Here is a 14,863-nt window from a genome sequence, read left to right as displayed (position 1 = left end):
TGTGCTACGAACGCCGGTCCCGCACCGCGAGCAGGGCGGCGGCGGTGAACAGCACCGCCGCGACGATCGCGTACAGGGACGGCTGCCCTCCGCCGAGCAGGTCGTCGACCAGGTTGCCCTCGTTGTTCGAGGCGTTGAACGACGCGTGCACGATCCCGGCGGCAAGCAAGCTGCCCGCGGCGCCGCGCACGGTGGCGCCCACCAGGAGGCGCATCACCACACCGAGCAGGAACAGCGCGCCGACCGCGAGCCCGACGCGGGCGGCCGTCAGGTCGCCGATGAAGGCCAGCGGCAGGTGGACCGCCGCGAACGGGACGGCGGTCAGCGCGGCGGCCGGGAGGAAGCCGTGCCGCTGCTCCAGACGGCCCTGGAAGAAGCCTGCCCACACCGTCTCCTCCCACAGGTGCACGAGCAGCACCGCGGTGGCCACCGAGAAGGCGCCGGACGCGAGCACGGCGAGCAGGTCCCCGGTCTGCAGCCCCTGCCCCGCGGCCACCCCGACGGCGAGGGTGAGCACCGGCAGGGCCAGCAGCACGGTGGCCCACCAGCCGGCGCCGAAACGCCACTGGACGGCGCGACGGAGCAGGGCCCGGACGGCGGGGCGCCCGTCGGCGACCGCGGTGACCCAGAGCGCGGCGGGCAGCATCACGAGCAGCGTCGTCCCGAGGGCGAACGGCTCCTGGGGGAGCGGCCCGCCGGGGAGCACCCCGTGGGTGGTGAGCGCCGGCACCGCCATGAGCGGCCAGCCCACGACGGCGACCAGGACGAGGAAGGCGGTCAGCGGGTGCCGGGCGACCCGGCCGCGCAGGCCGCCGGGCGGAGCGGGGGCGGGACGGCGGGCGTCGGTGGCGGACATGTCAGGACCTGCCTTCGACTCGGGAGGAGGGATCAGCGCCCAGCGCTCGGGCCGGGGCGACGGACGCGGTGGGCAGGGCGGCCAGGTCGCGGGCGAGGACGACGTCGGCCTCCCGTGCCGCCTGCACCAGGCACAGGCACCGGCACTCGTCGGGGAGCAGCCAGGCGGCGCACCAGCGGATCGCCGTCCCGGCCGCGCCGAGCCGGGTGACCGCCCGGCGGAGGGCGCGGTGCATCTCCACCGCGTCACCCACCGACGGCGGGCAGCTGCGGAACTGCACGAGGAAGAGCCCGGTCTCCCCGTGCCGCCGCTCGCCCATGCGGCCACAGTCGCGCCGGCGGGTGGTGCGCACAGCGGGCGTTCCCCGGAGGGCGGTACGGGTCCTCCCGCGGACCCGTACCCGGCCGCTACGGTCCCCGGCCATGGTGCGGCCGGCAGCCCCCGCAACGGGGTCCCGGCTGCCGGCCGAGCGCAGCTCGTTCGTCGGCCGGCGGGCCGAGCTGGGCCGGGTGCGCGGGCTGCTGGCGGAGTCGCGGCTGGTGACGCTGGTCGGGCCGGGCGGGGTCGGCAAGACCCGGCTGGCCCTGCGGGCGGCCGACGAGCTGCGCCGGTCCTTCCCGGACGGGGTCGCGCTGGCCGACCTCACCACCGTCCCCGACCCCGCGCTCGCCGCCGCGCAGGTCGCGGCCGCCTTCGACGTCCGGGACAGCACGGGCCGCTGGGTCCCGGCGTCGCTGGCCGACGTCCTCGGCGAGCGACGGGTGCTGCTCGTGCTCGACAACTGCGAGCACCTCCGCGACGCCTGCGCCGTGCTGCTCGACGCGCTCACCTCCGCCTGCCCCGGCCTGTCGGTCCTCGCCACGAGCCGGACGCCGCTGGACCTGCCGGGTGAGGCGCTGCTCGCGGTGCCGCCGCTGCCGCTCGGTGCCGGGTCGGAGGCGGTGGCGCTGCTCGGCCAGCGGGCCCGGGCGGCGGCGCCCGACCTCGTGCTGACCCCGGCGGACGACGACACCCTCGCCGAGCTGTGCCGCCGGCTGGACGGCATCCCCCTGGCGATCGAGCTGGCCGCCGTCCGGCTGCGGACGCTCACCCCCGCCGAGCTGCTGGACCGGCTCGACGACCGCTTCGGGCTGCTGCGCCGACCCGGGCCCGCCGGGCCGGACCGGCACCGCACGCTGCGGGCGACGATGGAGTGGAGCGCCGACCTGCTCGGCGACCGGGAGCGGCTGCTGTGGTCCCGCGCGGCGGTCTTCGCCGGGGACGTCGACCTGGCGGCCGCCGAGGCGGTGTGCGCGGACGACGGGCTGCCGGCCGACGACCTGCTCGACGCGATCGGCGGCCTGGTCGACGCCTCCCTGCTCACCGTCGTCCGGGACGGGACCGGGAGCCGGTTCGGGATGCTGGAGACCGTCCGGGCCTTCGGCCGGGAGCTGCTCGAGGTCTCCGGGCAGGCGCAGCCGGTGCGCCGACGGCACCGCGACTGGTGTGCCCGGCTCGTGGCGGACGCGGCGGCGCAGTTCCTCGGCCCCGGGCAGGTCGCCGCCTTCGACCGGCTGTCCGTGGTGCACGCCGAGCTCGCCCCGGCGCTGGAGCACTGCCTGCACACGCCCGGGGAGGAGGCGGCCGGGCTCGCGACCGTCGCCGACGCGTGGTTGTACTGGGCGGCCCGCGGCCACCTCGGCGAGGGACGGCGCTGGCTCGACCTGCTGCTGCGCGCAGTGCCGGCACCCTGTCCCGAGCGGGCGCGGGGGCTGGTCGTCGCCGGTCACCTCGCCCTGGTCGCGACGGATCCGGAGACCGCCGTCCCGCTGCTGGAGGAGGGGCTGCGGGACGCGCGGGCGCTGGACCTGCCGGCGGTGGCCGCCCTGGCCACGCAGTACCTCGGCCAGGCGGCACTGTTCCGTGCGGACCTGGCGGCGGCCGACCGCCTGCTGCGCGCCGCGGCCGCTGGGCACGAGGCGGCCGGAGCAGGGGCCGGCGCGTTCTGCTGGGCGGACGTCGGGGTGGTGGCCCTGCTCGCCGGCGACCTCGGGTCCGCCGACGCCGCCTTCGGCACGAGCCTCGCCGGCGCCGCGGACCCGTGGACCCGGTCCCACGCCCTCTGGGGGCAGGGCCTGGTGCGGCTGGCCGCCGGCGACCCGGCAGCGGCCACCCGGCTCGAGGAGCAGGCGCTGCGACTCATGCGGGAGGTCGACGACCGCAGCGGCGTCGCGCTGTGCGTGGCCGCCCTCGGCTGGACCGCGGCCGCCCGTGGGGATCCCGAGACGGCCGCCCGGCTGGCCGGTGCCGCGGAGGCGGTCTGGCGGTCGGTGCCCGCGCGGCTACCGGGGCCGCTGACCGCGGTGGACGACCACTGGACCGGGGTGGCCCGCCGCGCCCTCGGTCAGCAGCGGTGGGGCGCCCGGCACGCCGAGGGCAGCGCCCTGGAGCGGGCGTCGGCGGTCGCGCTGGCACTGGGGGAGGGACCGGCGGTGGGGACGCCGACGCTCCCGCCGTCCGGCCCGCTGACCCGCCGCCAGCGGGAGGTGGCCGACCTGGTGGCCCAGGGGCTCACCGACCGGGAGATCGCCGCGCGGCTGGTCATCTCACCGCGGACGGCGGAGTCGCACGTCGAGCAGATCCTCACCCGGCTGGGCTTCCGCTCCCGCGCGCAGATCGCCGCGTGGGCCGCGACACAGCAGCGCCGCGGCCCGGTGCCGTCCCGGTAGGACCGATCCGGCCCGGCTGTCGTGCGCGAGGAGCCCAGGACCGCGGCGGTCCTGGGCTCCTCGGGTCCAGCGGCGGCCCCTGGTGACGTGCTGGAACGGCCAGCCTTCAGGGTCCCGCGCCGAGCGGGCGAGGCGTGGGGGAAGGGTGGTCCTCCTTCAGTCCGCGGGCTCGTCCACCCAGTCGGGGCCGTTGACCTCGCCCGGCCCGGCCAGGTCGGCGGCGTCGACGATCGTGTACGCGTAGCCCTGCTCGGCCAGGAAGCGCTGCCGGTGGGCGGCGTACTCCGCGTCGAGGGTGTCGCGGCTGACCACGGTGTAGAAGTGCGCCTGCCGGCCGTCGGCCTTGGGGCGCAGCACCCGGCCCAGCCGCTGGGCCTCCTCCTGCCGCGACCCGAAGGTCCCCGACACCTGGACGGCCACCGCGGCCTCCGGCAGGTCGATGGAGAAGTTGGCGACCTTGGACACCACCAGGGTCGTGACCTCCCCGGCGCGGAAGGCGTCGAAGAGCTTCTCCCGCTCCCGGTTGGTGGTCGAGCCCTGGATGACCGGGGCGTCGAGCGCGCGGCCGAGCTCGTCGAGCTGGTCGAGGTACGCGCCGATGACCAGCTTCTGCTCGTCGGGGTGCCGGTCGAGCACCCGGCGGATCACCGGCAGCTTCGAGGTCGCGGTGGCCGCGATCCGGTAGCGCTCCTCGGGCTCGGCGACCGCGTAGGTCATCCGCTCCTCGTCGTCGAGCGACACCCGGACCTCGATGCACTCGGCCGGCGCGATGTAGCCCTGGGACTCGATGTCCTTCCACGGGGCGTCGTAGCGCTTCGGGCCGATCAGCGAGAAGACGTCGTCCTCCCGGCCGTCCTCGCGCACCAGCGTGGCGGTCAGGCCCAGCCGGCGGCGGGACTGCAGGTCGGCGGTGAGCCGGAAGATCGGCGCGGGCAGCAGGTGCACCTCGTCGTAGACGATCAGGCCCCAGTCCTGCGCGTCGAAGAGGTCCAGGTGCCGGTACTCGCCCTTCCGGCGGGTGGTGATCACCTGGTAGGTCGCGATGGTGACCGGGCGGATCTCCTTGCGCTCGCCGGAGTACTCGCCGATCTCGTCCTCGTTCAGCGAGGTGCGGGCCAGCAGCTCGCGCTTCCACTGCCGCCCGGAGACGGTGTTGGTCACCAGGATCAGCGTGGTCGCCTTGGCCTCGGCCATCGCCGCGGCGCCGACCAGCGTCTTGCCCGCGCCACAGGGCAGGACGACGACGCCCGAGCCGCCCGACCAGAAGCCCTCGACGGCCTCCTGCTGGTAGTCGCGCAGGTGCCAGCCGTCCTGCGCCAGCTCGATCGGGTGCGCCTGGCCGTCGACGTAGCCGGCGAGGTCCTCGGCCGGCCAGCCGACCTTGAGCAGCGCCTGCTTGAGCCGGCCGCGCTCCGAGGGGTGGACGACGACCGTGTCGCCGTCGATCCGCGCGCCCAGCATCGGGGCGACCTTCTTGCTGCGGATGACCTCCTCGAGCACCGCCCGGTCCGAGCTGGCGAGGACCAGCCCGTGCACCGGGTCGTTCTGCAGGGTCAGCCGGCCGAAGCGGTCCATCGTGTCGGCGACGTCGACCAGCAGCGCGTGCGGTACGGGGTAGCGCGAGTAGCGGACCAGCGCGTCGACGACCTGTTCGGCGTCGTGCCCGGCGGCGCGCGCGTTCCACAGCGCCAGCGGCGTCACCCGGTAGGTGTGCACGTGCTCGGGGGAGCGCTCCAGCTCGGCGAACGGCGCGATGGCCGCGCGGCACTCGCGGGCGGCCGGGTGGTCGACCTCGAGCAGCAGCGTCTTGTCCGACTGGACGATGAGGGGTCCGTCGTTCATGCGCCCTCCTCACTGGCGCTCGTCGGCCGCAGGAACGGCAGTGCTGTGTTCATTGCTGAGCTCGCAAGCTCGCTCACGAGGACCTTTCGGCAGGCGGGAGGGGACGGCGGCCACGCAGGGCCTCCGACACGGTAACCACGGGGACCGACACGGCCTTCCCGCTCGGGCCCGCTCCGGGGTCGAGATCGCGCGATCTCGCACACGAGGACCGCGAGGACGGTACGAGATCGCGCGATCTCGACGGGAGGTGTCAGAGCCAGGCGCGCAGGCGCAGCGGCGGGTCCTCACCGCCGGGACGCCGGGCCAGCACCTGGTTGACCCCCAGCCGCCCGGTCTCGAACGCCAGGGCGCTGACCGCCATGTACAGCCGCCACACCCGCGCCCGGCCCTCGTCACCGGCGGCCACCGCGGCGTCCCAGTGCTTCTCCAGGCGCTCCAACCAGGCCCGCAGGGTGAGCGCGTAGTTCCGGCGCAGCGCCTCGACGTCGAGCACCTCCAGGCCCCCGGCCTCCAGCGCGGCGACGGTGTCGCCCAGCCGGAGCAGCTCGCCGTCGGGGAAGACGAACCGGTTGATGAAGGTGCCGCGGCGGGAGCGGGGGTCCCCGGCGTTCTGGGCGATGGCGTGGTTGAGCAGCCGGCCGCCGGGGCGGAGCAGGTCGCGCAGGGCGGCGACGTACGCCGGCATCCCGTCCGCGCCGACGTGCTCGGCCATGCCGATCGAGCTGATGGCGTCGAAGGGGCCGTCGGGGACGTCGCGGTAGTCCTGGACCCGGATCCCCACCCGGTCGGCGAGCCCGGCGGCGGCGACCCGCTCGCGGGCCAGCGCCGCCTGCGCGGTGGAGATGGTCACCCCGACGACGTCGGCCCCGTACTGCTGCGCGGCGTGCAGCGCCAGGCTGCCCCAGCCGCAGCCGACGTCGAGCAGCCGGGTGCCCGGGCGCAGGGCGAGCTTGCGGCAGACCAGGTCGAGCTTGGCCTCCTGAGCGGCGTCCAGGCCGGTGGCGGGGGAGTCCCAGACGGCGCACGAGTAGACCAGCGTCGGGCCGAGGACGAGGCGGTAGAAGTCGTTGCCCACGTCGTAGTGGTGGGCGATCGCGGCGGCGTCCCGGGCCCGGGTGTGCCGGCGCCCGGACCGGCGCGGCCGCATCTCCTGCGGCGGCCGCGGAGGAGGTGGCCCCAGGGCCCCGAGCCGGGCGGCGGTGCCGAGGAGGCCGGCGCGCTGCCGCGCCGTCGGGGCCTGCGGGCGCTCGGCGGTGGCGGACCACCCGGCCGTCATCAGGGCCGCCAGGGTGGCGACGACGTCGTCCTCCACGTCCAGCTCACCGACGACGTAGGCGCGGCCCAGGCCCACCTGGCCCGGCGACCAGACCAGGCGCCGCAGCGCCCGCCGGTCGCGGACGGTGACCACCGGAGCGCCCGGCGGGCCGGCCACGGAGCCGTCCCAGGCCCGCAGCCGGACGGGCAGGTCGTCGACACCCAGCACCGTCCCCAGTGCAGTGGCCAGCTGCTCGGCGGTGCTCCCCTCGGTCCCCATGCAGGAGGAGCGTCGCGTCGACCGTTGCGGAGGGCAAGCGGTTCGTGCGTGCGAGACGTCAGGACGACGCGGCCCGTTCCTCGTCCTCCAGCAGCGCCACCGAGGTTATCCGGTGGACGGCGAACGTCCGGCTCTCCCCGCGGCGCTCGTCGTAGCCCTCCAGGAAGCCGCCGGCCAGCGACACCGGCTGGACGACCCGCTGGCTGCCGCTGCCCTGGGCGTCGACGTAGCCCAGCCACACCGGCACGCCCTCGCGGACCGCCCGCGAGAGCAGCTCCAACGTGCTGGCCGTGGTGACCCTGGGGACCTGCCGCACGGCCTCGCCGCGGCGGGCGGCCAGGGCGGCGTCGCCGGCGCGGATCTCCCGCACCGTGGCGGCCACCTCGTCGCCGGTGAGGGGGCGCGGCGCCTGCGGGGCGGCCCCCCCGGGACGGCGGCCCGCGGCGCGTGGCCGGGCCGGCGGGCGGGTGAGGACGGCGCCGCCGGGGGACTCGCCGGCCGGGGCGTAGCCCGCTCCGCGCAGCACCGTGAGCACCTCGTCGGCCCCCAGCCCGCTGACCAGCACCCCCGGCGCGAGGCGGCGCAGCTCCGCGGTGGCCGTGCGCCGGTCGTTGAGCACCTGGGAGAGCAGCCCGTGGTCGTCCGAGCGCACGTAGCTCTCGATCGCCCCCACCCGCAGCCGGCCGTGCTGGCGGGCGACGTCGTCCACCAGGTAGTCGAGGGCCTGCGGCACCGGCGTCCGGGAGGCGCGGGCGAAGAACTCGTGCAGGTCGGTGGTCGACCAGCCGGAGTCGAGGGCGCGGCGCACGCTGGCCTCCGACACCCGGAACACCGTCGCCCCGCCCGAGGACTCGACGTCGGCGACGACGGCCAGGGTGTCGGCGAGCTCGGCCACCAGCGGGCCGGGCGCCACCAGCGACAGGTCGGGCTGGGCCAGCACGTGGTCGACCGGGTCGGGCAGCAGCCCGCGCATGCCCGTCGCCGCGCCGTCCTCACCGGTGGCCAGCAGCCCGCGCCCGCCGCTGGACAGCACCCCGCCGACGACGACGCCCAGCCGCGCGGCCTCGGTCAGCAGGTCGGGCACCGGGGCCAGCCGGTCGGCCCGCCGCGGGGTGCGCCAGCGCAGCAGCGTCACCAGGTCGTCGGCGGCCACGCCCCGGCCGGGCGGGTACTCGGCCAGCGCGCCGAGCGCCGAGCGGCGGATCGCCGGGGCGGTGTGCCGCACCAGGTCGGGGGAGAGGGCGTTGGCCGCCTTGCCCGAGACGTCGCGCTGCCCGGCGAGGGAGGGCAGCCGGACGGCGGCCAGCCAGCCGGCGGCCAGCGCCGCCCACCGGTCGGGCAGCTCCTGTTCCCGCCACAGGTCGAAGGCGCGGGTCGGCAGCCACTCGTCGCGGTGCGGGCCGCCGACGTCGAGCAGGCCGGCCGCGTACGCCAGCTCCAGCAGCCAGCCGGCCTCGGGCTCCGGCACGTGCAGGGCGCGGGCCAGCCGCTTCTGGTCGCGGACGCCGACGCCCCCGCTGCGCAGCAGGCCGGCCGGCTCCTCCTCGAGCAGGGTCAGCAGCTCGCCCACCCGCCCGATCGCCTCCATCGCGGCACCGGCGGCCTGCCGATCGACGACGGCCGGGTCGCGGTCGGCGACGGCCGGCTCCGGGCGCGCCCGCGGCGGGCCGTAGGGCAGGCTCCCGCGCAGCTGCAGCCCGATCTCCCGGGGCAGTTCCACGTTGAGCGCGTCGATGCGGGCCAGCATCCCGCGCTGCAGCAGCCGCCGGGCGGGGGAGGTGGCGCCGCCGTCGGTGTCGGGGAGGTGGCCCACCGGGCGGTCGCCGGCCAGCCGCTCCAGCACGTCGCGCTCCTCGGCCGGCAGCTCGGCCAGCGCCTTCGGCAGGTCGGCCGGCAGCGTCAGCCGCAGCTCGCCCGCCCGCCGACCCAGGCCGGCCGGGTACCGGACGGCGCGGCGCACCGGCTCGGGGGCGTGCAGGACCTCGTCCCCCCACAGCAGTGCCCGCGTGGTGAGCCGGTCGACGGCACCCTGGAGCACGTCGTCGGGCACCGCGGGCAGCGCGGCGGGCAGGTCGGCGGCGTCGACCCCGTCGGTGTCGGCGAGCAGCACCACGTCGAGCACCTGCAGCGTGGCGGCGTCCAGCTCGTCGAGGGCGCGGTCGACCGACACGGGCACGGCCAGCCGGCTGGCGAGGGCCACGACGTCGGACGGCGCGGGGCGGGCCACGTCGGGCCGGGTGGCCAGCAGCGCGGCCAGCTGCTCGTCACTGCGGGTGCGCAGCCAGGAGGCGAGCGTCGCGGGGGCGGGCGAGGACATCCGGTCCACGTTACGTCGCCGTCCCCGTCGACGCCCCTGCCAGCATGGGAGCGTGATCCCGGCCGCCGACGACCCCCAGACCCGCACCGCGCTGACCGGCTACCAGGCCGGGGCGCTGCGCTGGCTGGTCGGCGGGCTGATCGCCGTCGTCCTCGGGGTGCTGCTCGGCGCCGCCGCGGTCACCATCGCCCGGGACTGGGGGCAGCCGGTGCCGCTGGCCGGCCTCGTCGTCCTCGCGCTGGTCATGGTGGGCTCGGTGGCGGCCGCCGCCGGGGCCGGCGCGCTGGCCCGGCACCACCGCTGGCAGCGGGCGCTGCAGACGGTGCCCTGGCAGACCGGCGTGCTGCGCATCGCGGGGCCCGCGGTGCTGTCCTTCGAGCCCGAGGGCTACGACGAGCTCGACCTCCTGGCCGAGCCGGTGCGGCTGCGGCTGACCAGCACCGCGGTCTGGCGCACCCGCGCGGTCCAGCAGCTGCACGACGCGGTGGTGCGCGCCGCCCCCGTCGGGCCGCGCGAGTGGGTGCTCACCGCGGACGGCCTCCCCACGCTCTACGGCGCCCGGGCCGTGCGTCGCCACTGACCCGGCGCAGGGGCTGACTCGCGTGCGTCCGGGGTACTGCTTCCGCCAAGATGCACGACGGACGCGGGCACCGAGCGGTGCACCGCGGGACACGGGACGACGGAGGGCACGGCACATGGCCAAGCGGAACCCCAAGCACGAGCACCTGGTGGAGCCCACGTGGGGGCAGAACGACGAGGGCGGTGCGCCGGTGACGGAGTTCCTCGCGGAGTCGGCCGGCCCGCTGTCGCCCTTCGGCGAGGACCACGACTTCCCGCTGCCGCCCAGCCGCCTCCGGTACGCGCACCCGACCGACAAGCCCAACCGGGCCGGCGTCCAGGCGGGCGAGTAGCCATGACGACGCCCGCGCTGCCGTCCTACAGCAGTGGCACCTCGACCGTGCCCCTCCTCGGGGACACGATCGGGGCCGACCTCGATCGGACGGCGGCGCGGGTGGGCGACCACGAGGCGCTCGTCGAGTGCGCCACCGGTCGCCGCTTCTCCTATCCGGAGTTCGTCGCCGAGGTCGACGCCGTGGCCCTGGGGCTGGACGCCCGGGGGGTCGTCAAGGGCGACCGGGTCGGCATCTGGGCGCCGAACTGCGCCGAGTGGGCCTTCGTGCAGTACGCGACGGCGAAGCTCGGCGCGATCCTGGTCAACATCAACCCCGCCTACCGCACGCACGAGCTGGCCTACGTGCTCGAGCAGGCCGGCATCTCGGTGCTGGTGAGCGCCCCTGCGTTCAAGACCAGCGACTACCGCGCGATGGTCGAGGAGGTCCGCGACCGCTGCCCCGACCTGCGCCAGGTCGTCTTCCTCGGCTCCCCGGCGTGGGAGCAGCTCGTGGCCACCGGCCGGGCCGGCGACCGCGGCCTGCTGGCCGAGCGGGAGACCCAGCTGTCGGCCGACGACCCGATCAACATCCAGTACACCTCGGGCACGACCGGCTTCCCCAAGGGCGCCACCCTCACCCACCACAACCTGCTCAACAACGGGTTCTTCGTCGGTGAGGGCTGCGGCTACACCGAGGCCGACCGGATCTGCATCCCGGTGCCCTACTACCACTGCTTCGGCATGGGGATGGGCAACCTCGCGGCCACCTCGCACGGCGCGACGATGGTGATCCCCGCCCCCGGCTTCGACCCGGCCGCGACGCTCCGCGCGGTGCAGGAGGAGCGCTGCACCTCGCTGTACGGCGTCCCGACGATGTTCATCGCCGAGCTGGCCCTGCCCGACTTCGCCTCCTACGACCTCTCCAGCCTGCGCACCGGCATCATGGCCGGCTCGCCGTGCCCGGTGGAGGTGATGAAGCGGGTGGTCTCGGAGATGGGGATGACCGAGGTGACCATCTGCTACGGGATGACCGAGACCTCACCGGTCTCCACCCAGACCGGCGCCGACGACGACCTGGACCGGCGCACCTCGACCGTCGGGCGGGTGCACCCGCACCTGGAGGTCAAGGTCATCGACCCCGAGACCGGGCTGACGGTGCCGCGCGGGACGCCGGGGGAGTTCTGCACCCGCGGCTACTCGGTGATGCTGGGCTACTGGGACGAGCCGGAGAAGACCGCCGAGGTCATCGACGCCGCCCGTTGGATGCACACCGGCGACCTCGCGGTCATGGACGCCGAGGGCTACCTCAACATCGTCGGCCGGATGAAGGACATGGTCATCCGCGGCGGCGAGAACGTGTACCCGCGCGAGGTCGAGGAGTTCCTCTACACCCACCCCGACGTCGTCGACGCCCAGGTCATCGGGGTGCCCGACGAGCGCTTCGGCGAGGAGCTCATGGCCTGGGTGCGGCTGCGCGAGGGCGCCGAGCCGCTCACGCCCGAGGCGCTGCGCGAGTTCTGCGCCGGCAAGCTCGCCCACTACAAGATCCCGCGCTACGTGAAGATCGTCGACGGCTTCCCCATGACGGTCACCGGCAAGGTGCGCAAGGTCGAGATGCGCGAGGTGTCGGTCCGGGAGCTCGGTCTCGAGGCGGCCGACGCCGTCCGCAACGCCTGAAGGCAGAAGGACCCCGTCCTCCTCATCCCTCGCGAGCTCGGGACGAGCCTCTGGACGGGGCCGGCGGCGGGCCCCTGCAGGGCCCGTGGTGCCCTGGACGGGGCCGCTCAGGCGGGGGCGCAGGGCACCACGAGGGCCCGGTGGTCCGACAGGGACAGCCGCAGCGCCTCGGCCGGGCCGCTCGCGGCGATGGGCCCCCGGGCCAGCACGTGGTCCAGCTGCCGGATCGGCTCGTCCAGCGGGAAGGTCGGCGTCGTGGCCGGCGCGAGAGGGTGCAGCCCGCTGACCCGCACCGCCTGGCCGGCCTGCATGTTGAGGTCGCCCATGAGGACCAGCGGCTCACGGGTGCCGGTCAGCGAGCGGACCAGCTTCGACAGCTGCAGCGCGCCCCACCCCGGCACGAACGACAGGTGCGTGTTGCAGGCGGTGAACTGCCCCGAGGGCCCCTCCAGGACGGCGGCGACGGCGACCCGTGGCTCGTCGCCGACCAGCTTCGGGCGCGGGGCGCCGCGGAACCAGACCGGCACCCGGCTGCGCAGCGCCGGTAGCCGCACCACCCGCCACGAGACGACCGGGTAGCGCGACAGCAGCGCGATGCCGTAGCTGGCCGACCCCGGCTGCTCGTCGCCAGTGGCCGCCATCCAGGTGCCGCCCGGGGTGCCCGAGAGGGCCGCGACGAACTGGGAGTCCACCGCCCCCATCGCCTCGGCGGCGACGGCGGTGAGGTCGGCGTTCATCGACCGCGGCTGGTCCCGGTCCACCTCCTGCAGCCCCAGGACGTCGGCGTCCAGGGTCTTCACGGCGGCGGCCAGGCGCTCGACGTCGACCCGGTCGTCGACCGGCGACCGCCCGTGGAGGATGTTGAAGGTCGCGATCCGCACGAGGGCTCCTGTGCCCCGCGCGCCGCCGTCCACACCGCCGTGTTCCGGAGGGCGCGCCCCGGGTAGCAGGCTGTGCGTGCAGCCCTCGGACCGCGAAGAGATCCGTGACCTCCTCAAGCGCGTCGCCGTCGCGCTCAAACAGGGCGACGTGCCCTTCGCGCTGTGCGGCGGCTACGCCGCCTGGGTCCGCGGGGCGCCCGAGCCCGACCACGACGCGGACTTCCTGGTGCCGGCGGCCGAGGCCGAGCGGGCGGCCAAGGTGCTGGCCGAGGCGGGGCTGCAGGTCGTCGACCCGGCCGAGGACTGGCTGACCAAGGTCGTCCAGGGCAACTCGTTCATCGACGTCCTGTGGCGCACCTGCGGCATCCCGGTGGAGCAGGACCTCATCGACCGGGCCGAGGACATGCCGGTGCTCTCGGTGCACATGCCGGTGCTCGAGGCCACCGACATCGTCGTCACCAAGCTCATGGCGCTCGAGGAGCACTACTGCGACTACGGGCGGCTGCTGCCGGTGGTCCGGGCGCTGCGCGAGCAGGTCGACTGGGAGCGGGTGCGGCGCGAGGTGGCCGACAACGACTTCGCCGCGGTCTTCCTCGTGCTGCTGGACCGGCTCGGGATCGTCGAGCAGCCGGTCAGCGGGGGCTGAGCACCGCGACGAGGGCGGCGCCGGCCACGGCGACGACGACGGCGGTGACCACCAGCGCCAGCCGCGGCACGGCCACCCCGGTCCCGCGGTCGAGCGCCCGCTCCACCGCCCGGGCCCGCACCGGTGCCAGGCCGCCCAGCACGCCGAGGCCCAGCAGCGCCACCCCGCTGGCCACGGCCAGCCGCACAGGTGCACCGTCGGTCACCGCCGCGCGGACCAGCAGGCCGGCGAGGGCGAGCACGCCGAGGCCGGTGCGCTGCCAGGAGAGGACGGTGCGTTCCGGCTGGGTCTCCTGTCCGCTCATGTCGTCGGTTCGCTCCCGCGGGGCGCTCCGCTCCTCGCTCGTTCCTCGCTGCGATGCTCACGCCCCTGTCCGCTCGGCGTCATCGGTTCGCTCCCGCGGGCGCTCCGCTCCTCGCTCGTTCCTCGCTGCGATGCTCACGCCCCTGTCCGCTCACGGGCGCAGCACCTCGACCCCGACCAGGACGGCCACGACGACGAGGACGGCGGCCACCGCGGTGACCAGGGCCGGCAGCACGCGCCCCGGCGGCAGCGGCCGGTCGGCGGCGATCGCCCGCTCGTTGCGCCGCCAGCGCACGTACCCGCCCACCGCCGCGCCCAGCCCGGTCAGCACCAGCGCGACCGCCACCGCGGCGCTGCCCCACGGGACGCCGAGGTCGGGTGCGAACTCCGCGACCGCGACGCCGCCGGCGACCAGCGCCAGCCCGGTGCGCAGCCAGGCCAGCAGCGTGCGCTCGTTGGCCAGCGTGAACCGGTAGTCGGGGTGGTCGGCAGGCGGCACCGGGCCAGGCTAGGTCGGGCCGGGGAGGCGGGCGGCGCAATACCGGTGGGACGACGCCGCTCGGCGGCTAACCTGGGATCAGCGGCCGTCCGTGCCGCCCGTCCTCCCGGCCCGGTGCCGGGGCCGCCCGCGATCGACGACTGAGGGATCAACGTGCCCACCGGCAGAGTCAAGTGGTTCAACCCGGAGAAGGGGTTCGGCTTCCTCTCGCGTGAGGACGGCCCGGACGTCTTCGTGCACAAGGACGCCCTCCCGTCCGGCACCAGCGAGCTCAAGCCCGGTCAGCGGGTGGAGTTCGGCATCGTCGCCGGCCGCCGTGGCGACCAGGCCCTGCAGGTCCGGGTGCTCGACCCGCTGCCCTCGGTGACCGCGGCGCACGCGGAGCGGTCCCGCAAGAAGCCCGACGAGCTCGTCCCGATCATCGAGGACCTCATCAAGCTGCTCGACGACGTCTCCAACGGGCTGCGCCGCGGCCGGCACCCCGACCGGCCGGAGGCCCGCAAGGTCGCCTCCGTGCTGCGCGCGGTCGCCACCGACCTGGAGCACTGAAGAGGACCCCGTCCTCCTCACCCGGGAAGGACCCCGTCCTCCCCACCCCTCGCCAGCTCGGAGTGGGCCCGGGACGGGGCCAGCGGCGAGCCTCTGGACGGGGCCACCGCGGCCTGCCTGCAGGGTCCCGCCGCGAGCTCGCGAGTGGCGGGGGGCAGG

Annotated in this window: 14 protein-coding genes; 6 read left to right on the top strand and 8 right to left on the bottom strand. The window is 76.0% G+C overall.

The annotated features are described in order from the left end of the window. Positions 1-4: 4 nt before the first annotated feature. Positions 5-856 (bottom strand): CPBP family intramembrane glutamic endopeptidase, encoded by an 852-nt coding sequence (locus ACWIX7_RS09345; protein WP_448621264.1) that lies wholly within the window; start codon positions 854-856, stop codon positions 5-7. A gap of 1 nt (position 857) precedes the next feature. Next, complete coding sequence (locus tag ACWIX7_RS09340) at positions 858-1,175, bottom strand: hypothetical protein (RefSeq protein WP_448621263.1); 318 nt, start codon at positions 1,173-1,175, stop codon at positions 858-860. Between the two features lie 103 nt (positions 1,176-1,278). On the opposite strand from ACWIX7_RS09340, the gene ACWIX7_RS09335 reads away from it, so the two are divergent. Beyond that, a complete protein-coding gene (locus ACWIX7_RS09335) occupies positions 1,279-3,564 on the top strand; it encodes an ATP-binding protein (RefSeq protein ID WP_448621262.1) in 2,286 nt (761 codons plus the stop codon). Between the two features lie 156 nt (positions 3,565-3,720). Here ACWIX7_RS09335 and ACWIX7_RS09330 read toward each other — a convergent pair whose 3' ends face one another. The 3 genes from ACWIX7_RS09330 to ACWIX7_RS09320 form a co-directional block, all read right to left on the bottom strand. Then, the gene (locus ACWIX7_RS09330; protein WP_448621261.1) at positions 3,721-5,406 is read right to left on the bottom strand and encodes a DNA repair helicase XPB; all 1,686 of its coding nucleotides are present in this window, start codon (positions 5,404-5,406) and stop codon (positions 3,721-3,723) included. Positions 5,407-5,656: 250 nt separating this feature from the next. Next, on the bottom strand, positions 5,657-6,940 hold the full coding sequence (locus tag ACWIX7_RS09325; RefSeq protein ID WP_448621260.1) for a class I SAM-dependent methyltransferase: 1,284 nt from the start codon (positions 6,938-6,940) through the stop codon (positions 5,657-5,659). Between the two features lie 58 nt (positions 6,941-6,998). Next, on the bottom strand, positions 6,999-9,257 hold the full coding sequence (locus ACWIX7_RS09320) for a helicase C-terminal domain-containing protein (protein WP_448621259.1): 2,259 nt from the start codon (positions 9,255-9,257) through the stop codon (positions 6,999-7,001). A gap of 52 nt (positions 9,258-9,309) precedes the next feature. Between ACWIX7_RS09320 and ACWIX7_RS09315 the strand changes: the two genes are divergently transcribed. From ACWIX7_RS09315 to ACWIX7_RS09305, 3 genes are all read left to right on the top strand, one after another. Beyond that, positions 9,310-9,837 (top strand): hypothetical protein, encoded by a 528-nt coding sequence (locus ACWIX7_RS09315; RefSeq protein ID WP_448621258.1) that lies wholly within the window; start codon positions 9,310-9,312, stop codon positions 9,835-9,837. Positions 9,838-9,952: 115 nt separating this feature from the next. Next, positions 9,953-10,168: a hypothetical protein gene (locus ACWIX7_RS09310; protein WP_448611472.1), complete on the top strand. Its 216-nt coding sequence runs from the start codon at positions 9,953-9,955 to the stop codon at positions 10,166-10,168. A gap of 2 nt (positions 10,169-10,170) precedes the next feature. Further along, positions 10,171-11,826, top strand: coding sequence for an AMP-binding protein (locus tag ACWIX7_RS09305; protein WP_448621257.1), 1,656 nt, complete (start codon positions 10,171-10,173; stop codon positions 11,824-11,826). Between the two features lie 107 nt (positions 11,827-11,933). On the opposite strand, the gene ACWIX7_RS09300 is transcribed toward ACWIX7_RS09305, so the two are convergent. After that, complete coding sequence (locus tag ACWIX7_RS09300) at positions 11,934-12,707, bottom strand: endonuclease/exonuclease/phosphatase family protein (RefSeq protein ID WP_448621256.1); 774 nt, start codon at positions 12,705-12,707, stop codon at positions 11,934-11,936. A 76-nt stretch (positions 12,708-12,783) separates the two neighbouring features. Here ACWIX7_RS09300 and ACWIX7_RS09295 point away from each other — a divergent pair, with 76 nt between their 5' ends. Further along, on the top strand, positions 12,784-13,353 hold the full coding sequence (locus tag ACWIX7_RS09295; protein WP_448621255.1) for a nucleotidyltransferase family protein: 570 nt from the start codon (positions 12,784-12,786) through the stop codon (positions 13,351-13,353). On the opposite strand, the gene ACWIX7_RS09290 is transcribed toward ACWIX7_RS09295, so the two are convergent. Beyond that, positions 13,340-13,657, bottom strand: a complete 318-nt coding sequence (locus ACWIX7_RS09290; protein ID WP_448621254.1) for a DUF202 domain-containing protein — start codon at positions 13,655-13,657, stop codon at positions 13,340-13,342. The genes ACWIX7_RS09295 and ACWIX7_RS09290 overlap by 14 nt on opposite strands. Positions 13,658-13,807: 150 nt before the next feature. Beyond that, on the bottom strand, positions 13,808-14,155 hold the full coding sequence (locus ACWIX7_RS09285) for a YidH family protein (RefSeq protein WP_448621253.1): 348 nt from the start codon (positions 14,153-14,155) through the stop codon (positions 13,808-13,810). A gap of 153 nt (positions 14,156-14,308) precedes the next feature. Between ACWIX7_RS09285 and ACWIX7_RS09280 the strand changes: the two genes are divergently transcribed. Next, positions 14,309-14,704 carry a cold-shock protein gene (locus tag ACWIX7_RS09280; RefSeq protein ID WP_448621252.1) on the top strand — a complete coding sequence of 132 codons (396 nt, stop codon included), beginning with the start codon at positions 14,309-14,311 and terminating at the stop codon, positions 14,702-14,704. Positions 14,705-14,863 lie beyond the last annotated feature (159 nt).

This window comes from Geodermatophilus sp. URMC 65 (assembly GCF_053502545.1).
This window is presented reverse-complemented; position numbering and strand designations above follow the sequence as displayed.